7 protein-coding genes and 1 tRNA gene are annotated in these 6256 nt (G+C 36.0%); 2 read left to right on the forward strand and 6 right to left on the reverse strand.

The window, feature by feature from the left end; all coding sequences use genetic code 11:
• Positions 1–10: 10 nt before the first annotated feature.
• The 5 genes from B0E34_RS18810 to B0E34_RS18830 are packed head-to-tail and all read right to left on the reverse strand — an operon-like array spanning position 11 to position 4242.
• Positions 11–556 (reverse strand): GNAT family N-acetyltransferase, encoded by a 546-nt coding sequence (locus B0E34_RS18810; protein ID WP_087711980.1) that lies wholly within the window; start codon positions 554–556, stop codon positions 11–13.
• Positions 513–1190, reverse strand: coding sequence for a hypothetical protein (locus tag B0E34_RS18815; protein ID WP_087711982.1), 678 nt, complete (start codon positions 1188–1190; stop codon positions 513–515). The genes B0E34_RS18810 and B0E34_RS18815 overlap by 44 nt, the downstream gene beginning before the upstream one ends.
• Before the next feature lie 31 nt (positions 1191–1221).
• Positions 1222–2307 (reverse strand): mannose-1-phosphate guanylyltransferase, encoded by a 1086-nt coding sequence (locus B0E34_RS18820; RefSeq protein WP_228423107.1) that lies wholly within the window; start codon positions 2305–2307, stop codon positions 1222–1224.
• Between the two features lie 2 nt (positions 2308–2309).
• Entirely contained in the window at positions 2310–2900 is a 591-nt protein-coding gene (locus tag B0E34_RS18825) for a SprT-like domain-containing protein (protein WP_087711986.1), read from the reverse strand.
• A 1-nt stretch (position 2901) separates the two neighbouring features.
• Positions 2902–4242: a TolC family protein gene (locus tag B0E34_RS18830; RefSeq protein ID WP_087711988.1), complete on the reverse strand. Its 1341-nt coding sequence runs from the start codon at positions 4240–4242 to the stop codon at positions 2902–2904.
• Between the two features lie 92 nt (positions 4243–4334).
• On the opposite strand from B0E34_RS18830, the gene B0E34_RS18835 reads away from it, so the two are divergent.
• Together B0E34_RS18835 and B0E34_RS18840 are read left to right on the forward strand one after the other, a co-directional pair.
• Positions 4335–5579 carry a bifunctional folylpolyglutamate synthase/dihydrofolate synthase gene (locus B0E34_RS18835; protein WP_087711990.1) on the forward strand — a complete coding sequence of 415 codons (1245 nt, stop codon included), beginning with the start codon at positions 4335–4337 and terminating at the stop codon, positions 5577–5579.
• Between the two features lie 44 nt (positions 5580–5623).
• A tRNA-Val gene (locus B0E34_RS18840) sits at positions 5624–5698 on the forward strand.
• Positions 5699–5809: 111 nt separating this feature from the next.
• Here B0E34_RS18840 and B0E34_RS18845 read toward each other — a convergent pair.
• On the reverse strand, positions 5810–6256 hold a 447-nt coding region (locus B0E34_RS18845; RefSeq protein ID WP_165763024.1), incomplete at its 5' end, for a transposase.

Consider the following 6256-nt stretch of genomic DNA (forward strand, 5'->3'; position numbering starts at 1 on the left):
AAAAACGATACTATTCTGTTTCGTAGTACATCAGTTCCTCCGGATCGTTGGGAATGGTGACGAATTTTTGGAATTTTAACCCCAGCTTTTCAATTAATTTCTGAGATGAAAAGTTGTCTTTTGTTGTAATGGCAGAAATCTTTTTCAACCCGAAATCATCCATTCCGACAGATTTTATCTTTAAAGCTGCTTCATAAGCGTACCCTTTTCCTTCAAACTCATCTAAAAGCGAAAAGCCGATATCCACAACATCCAATCCTTCCCTTTCGAAAATTCCAACTCCTCCGATTTTATGATTCCCATCCTTGGTAAGCATTAAATAATTTCCATAGCCCAATCTTTCTATCTGAGGAAGAAAACGGTTTCTGATATAATCTTCTGCGTCAGAAAGTGTCTTCAAATTACGATCTCCGATAAACTGAATGAATTTCGGACGGTTGTAAAGATCCAGAATAAATCCTGTATCTTCCAGAGACATCAGACGAAGAATCAGACGTTCTGTTTCGTAAAAATTATTTCCGTTTTGTGGATCTTGCGGGTTTCTTTTTAGGCTCATCTTTCGGTTCTTCTTTTTTCTCGATCTTCAGCAATCTTGGGTTATTGGTGCATTTTTTATTATAAAGCTCAATGTACGAACCGTTATCTTTCGCTTCCGTAATTATTCCTGTTGATTTACTGATGGTTAAAGTAAAATGTTTTTTCTGATAAGGACATTCTGTAGAAGTCAGCTTTCCTAAATTCAGATAATAATTGGATTTATCTTCGTAATAATTCGCCGCAATATCTCTGAATTCTTCATCGATAATATAACCGTCTGTTGCTGCAGAAATGGCAGCATCCTGAATGTCACCGGGTTTTCCCACAAAGTTTTTAAGCCCTTCAAGAGTGGTAACATATTCTGTCTTTCCTCCGGATACATAGACGATGAAATAAAATTCATTTTCTTCCGCAATTCCGATATTGAATCCTGAGGTTTGTGAAACATAATCTATCGCCGCTCCTGATTGTTTCAAAATACGGTCTTTCCCATAACTGCTGTGAATCAGCAGCCAGGAAGAGGCTTTAACATTCGGAATGATGTTTTGTAAAATACTGGAAACATTCGAAAAATGCTTCTTTTCCTGCGCGTAAGAAAATGTTCCCAAAAACAAAAACCCGAATACCCAGAATTTTCTTATCAATGTTATCATAGTTACAGAACGAGGAAAAAAGAAAATTATTTTACATGAATTTATCTCCTTTCTTCAGGTTTTTAAGGTCTAAAACATAGTCTTTTATGAGCTGATCGTGATCTCTCGGACAGATTAGAAGAGCTTTATCGGTATCTACAATGATGTAATTTTCCAATCCGTCGATAACCACTGCTTTATTGTTATTTTTCATACGGATTACATTTCCTTTTGCGTTGTAGGTAAGAATCGGCTGTTTAGATTTTACGGCATTCAGATTCTCATCCTTGTCTGCATTTTCATAAACGGAAGTCCAGGTTCCCAGATCGCTCCAGCCCAAATCTGCCGGAATTACATAAACATTCTGTGCTTTTTCTAAAATCCCGTTATCAATAGAAATTTTCTGGACTTTAGGATAAATCAGTTCAATACAGCTTTTTTCACTGTCTGCATTGTATTCGCAAGCCATAAAATGCTGCGTCATTTCCGGAAGATACATTTCAAAGGCATGATGGATGCTTTTTACGTTCCAGATAAAAATGCCTGCATTCCAAAGGAAATCACCGCTTTCCAGAAAGCTTTTGGCAATCTCAAGAATCGGTTTTTCCGTAAAAGTTTTTACTTTATAATAATCAGAATCATGCTTATCAACAAACTGAATGTATCCATATCCTGTATCTGGTCTTGTTGGTGTAATTCCCAACGTTACCAGATATTCGTTCTTTGCAGCAATTTCAAAAGCCAGTTCTACCTTTTCCAGAAAAGTTTCTTCTTTTAAAATTAAATGATCTGCAGGAAGTACAATCATGGTTGCATCCGGATCTGTTTCCGCGATTTTATTCGCCATATAAAGATTGCACGGAGCCGTATTTTTAAGCAAAGGTTCGCCTACAATATTTTCCTGCGGAACTTCCGGCAACTGCTGATGCGAAAGCTCTACATACTCTTTATTCGTAATCACAAATATATTTTCGTTAGGAATAATTCTGCTGATCCTGTCATAGGTCTGCTGAATCATGGTGCGTCCCACTCCTAAAATATCCTGAAACTGTTTCGGAAATTTCTGCGTACTCATAGGCCAGAATCTGCTTCCGATTCCACCTGCCATAATGACGCAATATCTGTTTGATTTTGACATTCTTATGTGTATTTTTCTACCCTTGCCAATGGTTTGAAAGAATACTTTCTTCCTGTAGCCAAGTTTTTACAAAGATAGTTTTTTTTAATTAGACCTTCTAAAAGGTACTTTTCGTTTCGGTAGATAAAGAAGTCTCCTTTCTGAAGCGTTTCAATAAAAACAAGCGTATCGTCCTGCTTTTCAGAATGAAAATATTTTACCAGATCCGGACTCGCCATGAAATTGGCTTTCGGAGATTTCGAAAATTTAACAATGACCGGTCTTAAATCTTCTTCATATACCTCAAGACTCTGCAAAAGCATCTGCCTGAAAGTATGTTTCCATTCGTTTCCGTGAGGAGAAATTCTTCTGCCGTACTTCTCAAAGGCAATAAGATGCGCCAACTCATGGGTTAACACAAAGAAAAATAATTGCGGAGCCAAAGTGGAATTGATCGTAATCTCATGAGAATGATCCTGAAGTTTACGATAATCTCCCAGTTTGGAATTCCTGTTGCGTGTGACTTTTATATGAATATAATAGTCTGCAAACCAGATTTTTAAATATTGAAGCGTATTTTGCGGTAAATATTTTTCTAATGACTGAATAGACATTTTACAAACTTAATGGAATTCCGGCATAGAAATTCAACAATTTAAGACTGAAAACATAATTATATTTTGCCTGAGCTACAGAACCCTGTGCATTAGCATAATTATTTCTTGCAATATTTACATCATAAATGGTAGATCTTCCTGCTGCATAACTTTTATCTGCAAACTCCAATGCAAGTTTGGTGCTTTTCTCTGCCTGAAGCGATGAGAGATAGATTTCGTAATTGGCATCCACATCAAACTGCGCTTTCTGAACATTCTGTCTTACCGCCTGTTTCTGCTGTTCCAAAGTTACTTTAGCCAGACTTTCATTCAGTTTAGACTGTTCTACCTGAAGTTTTGTAATTCCTTTATTGAAAATAGGGATATTGACAGAAAGAGCCGCCTGTTGTCCGAAATTGTCTTTATATTGAGAAAAGAATCCCTGTTCTTTTACATAGAAAAGAGCGGAACCTACATTATCTGTATTTAAAAGGTTATTGTAGAAAGATCCGATTCCTGCACTTGCCGTAACAGTAGGCCAGAAAGCAGTTTTGGAAACTTCGGTCTGTGCCTGTGCTGCTTTTATCCTGCTCTCTGCTGCTTTTATCTGCGGCTGAGTCTCGTAAGCTGTTGTTAAAACCTCATCACCAGATTTTAACTGCGGAGCAAGCTGATCCGGAACATTTACATCTTCCACATCAAAATCTTTATATTCCTGAAGCTGTAAAAGCTGTGCTAAAGCAAATAAACTTCTTCCCACATTAATTTCAGCGGTCTTCAGGTTTTGTTTTTCTCTTGCCAGTCCTGCCTCTGCTTCCGCTAAAACCGTTTGTGCTGTTGTGCCTATTTCTGTAGTAATTTTTGATCTGTCATATTGTTTCTGAGCATTTTCAACAGCCGCCTGAGAAATTTTTACAATTTCTTTATTCAGTAACGTTGTTAAATACTGCTGTGCAATCTGAAGAGAAATATCATTTTTAATGGTTTCAATATCATACTGACTTGCTTCTACATCGAATTCTGTTTTTCTGATGGTTTTTTCAAGTCTGCCGTTATTGTATACCAAAATATCTGCTCCCAGATTTGCACTGTTACTGAATCTGTCGTTTCTTAAACTTCCCGTCCCGAAAGAAGTCTGCCCGAAACTCACCGTATTTCCCACAGAACCGGAAACAGACGGAAGATAGTTTTTCTTGGCAATTTTCAGATTCAAATCCTGAGACTGTTTCGAATATTCATTTTGGATCACCTGAAGATTATGTTTGGTTGCATAATCCACACATTCTCTCAAAGACCATTTTTTCTGGGCATTGACTGCCAGACAAGATAATCCCAAAATAATAGTCAAAACCTTTTTCATACTCTATATATTTTTCCCTATTAGACGAAGTAAATATAAAAAAGTTACAGTTTTAATATTTCTTTTTAAAAAACTTTTGAGAATTTTGCATTATGACAAATGAACAATATCAGGAAGCGGTAGAATGGCTTTTCGTTCAGGCTCCTAATTATCAGATAGACGGGCAGAAAGCGTATAAGCCTGGATTAGGCAATATTATAAAACTTTGCGATTTTTTCGGAAATCCTCAGGAAAAGATAAAATGCGTTCATATAGGCGGAACCAATGGAAAAGGCTCTTCCAGCAATATGCTGGCTTCTGTTCTACAGGAATCGGGATATAAAATCGGGCTGTACAATTCGCCCCACCTGATCGACTTTACAGAACGAATTAAGGTAAATGGTAATAATTGTGATAAAGAATTTGTGTATCATTTTATTCAGAAACTGAAAAATCTTCCTGAAGATATTCAGCCTTCTTTTTTTGAATTTACTACCATTATGGCCTTTGAATATTTTTATCAGCAAAATGTAGATATTGCGATTATTGAAGTTGGTCTTGGAGGAAGATTAGATTCTACTAACATCATTAAGCCATTGGTTTCAGCCATTACGAATGTACAGCTAGATCATCAGAATATTCTGGGAAACACTATTGAAGAAATTGCAGGAGAAAAAGCAGGAATCGTAAAAATGGGAGTTCCTGTTATTTCCGGAGATGAAAACGAAGCCGTAAAAAATATCATTAAAAATAAAGCGGAAAAAGAAAATGCAGCTTTTGTTGATGCTACCCTGCTAAGAACAGATTTAAAATCTGATCTAAAGGGAAATTATCAAGAGAAAAACATTAAACTCGTTTTATGTTTAGTTGATGAATTAAGAAAATTAAATTACAACATTTCAGATGAAAATATTGAAAAAGGGCTTCTTCATGTTCACCAAAACACAGGATTTATCGGTCGATGGTTTCAGTTTTCAGAAAATCCATTGACGATTTGCGACACTGGACACAATCAGGCAGGTCTGGAATATGTTTTTTCACAATTAAATTCTATCAATAAGCATAAACATATTATTTTAGGCTTCGTGAATGACAAAAAAATAGATGAAGTCATGAAAATTTTACCTGATAACTCTCAGTTTTATTTTGCAAAACCAGCCATCCATCGCGGAAGACACCCTGAAGATTATGAAAATTTACTGGTTGATGCGAAAATTTTTTACAAAATTTTTGATTCGGTACAGGAAGCGTATCTTTCTGCAAAAGAGGAATATACAAATGAAGAAATGATTTTTATCGGGGGAAGTAACTTTGTAGTGGGAGAATTTTTAGAAAAAAATTTGGAGATTTCTAAATAAGTCGTATATTTGCACCACTCTAATCGAGGAAACAACGATAAAGAGGGTTCTTAGCTCAGTTGGTTCAGAGCATCTGGTTTACACCCAGAGGGTCGGGGGTTCGAATCCCTCAGGACCCACAGAAATCTCTCTTTTTTAAGGGAGATTTTTTTGTTTTATAATACTTCTTCTCTATTCATGGGAGTTTACAGCAATTCTTATTTAAATGGATCAATCGCAAAACTTGGGGGCTATGCAAAAAGTTTAGTTAATCTGAATAGAAAGAAAGTTCTGTCTTTTACCCCTCGAAGTTGTAGTCTGAAGTTTTTAATTTTCGCATTAAAAGATTCCGCAGCAGCATTGGTGCTTCTTGCTTCAAAATAATTGAGAATATCGTTGTAATGATTTATAATGGTATTCTTTAGTGTAGAAAATGATTTAAAACCCGACTCTTCAACATCCTTAAACCAATGAGCCAACTTCAACATGGCAACGGATTTTGTTATATTTTGATTGTACATTTTTCTTAAACTATCCGATAAATGGTAGATTTTTTCTAAATCGGGATATTCTCTAAACAGGATCTTTACCCGTTTACTTTGATTTTCTGTCCATTTTTCCCTGCTTTTGTAAAGTAAATACCGGCTTCTTGCCAGAAGTTGTTTTCGGGTATCTCCGTTTTCAAAAATATGAATCAC

Origin of the sequence: Chryseobacterium mucoviscidosis (assembly GCF_002177115.1) — a bacterium.
GTDB classification, from domain to species: Bacteria; Bacteroidota; Bacteroidia; order Flavobacteriales; family Weeksellaceae; genus Chryseobacterium; species Chryseobacterium mucoviscidosis.

What these genes read in the sequence shown, in the direction of transcription:
- B0E34_RS18835 (WP_087711990.1), top strand. Translation starts at nt 4,335, where the DNA reads ATGACAAATGAACAATATCAGGAAGCGGTAGAATGGCTTTTCGTTCAG.
- B0E34_RS18820 (WP_228423107.1), bottom strand. Translation starts at nt 2,307, where the DNA reads ATGTCAAAATCAAACAGATATTGCGTCATTATGGCAGGTGGAATCGGA.
- B0E34_RS18815 (WP_087711982.1), bottom strand. Translation starts at nt 1,190, where the DNA reads ATGATAACATTGATAAGAAAATTCTGGGTATTCGGGTTTTTGTTTTTG.
- B0E34_RS18810 (WP_087711980.1), bottom strand. Translation starts at nt 556, where the DNA reads ATGAGCCTAAAAAGAAACCCGCAAGATCCACAAAACGGAAATAATTTT.
- B0E34_RS18825 (WP_087711986.1), bottom strand. Translation starts at nt 2,900, where the DNA reads ATGTCTATTCAGTCATTAGAAAAATATTTACCGCAAAATACGCTTCAA.
- B0E34_RS18830 (WP_087711988.1), bottom strand. Translation starts at nt 4,242, where the DNA reads ATGAAAAAGGTTTTGACTATTATTTTGGGATTATCTTGTCTGGCAGTC.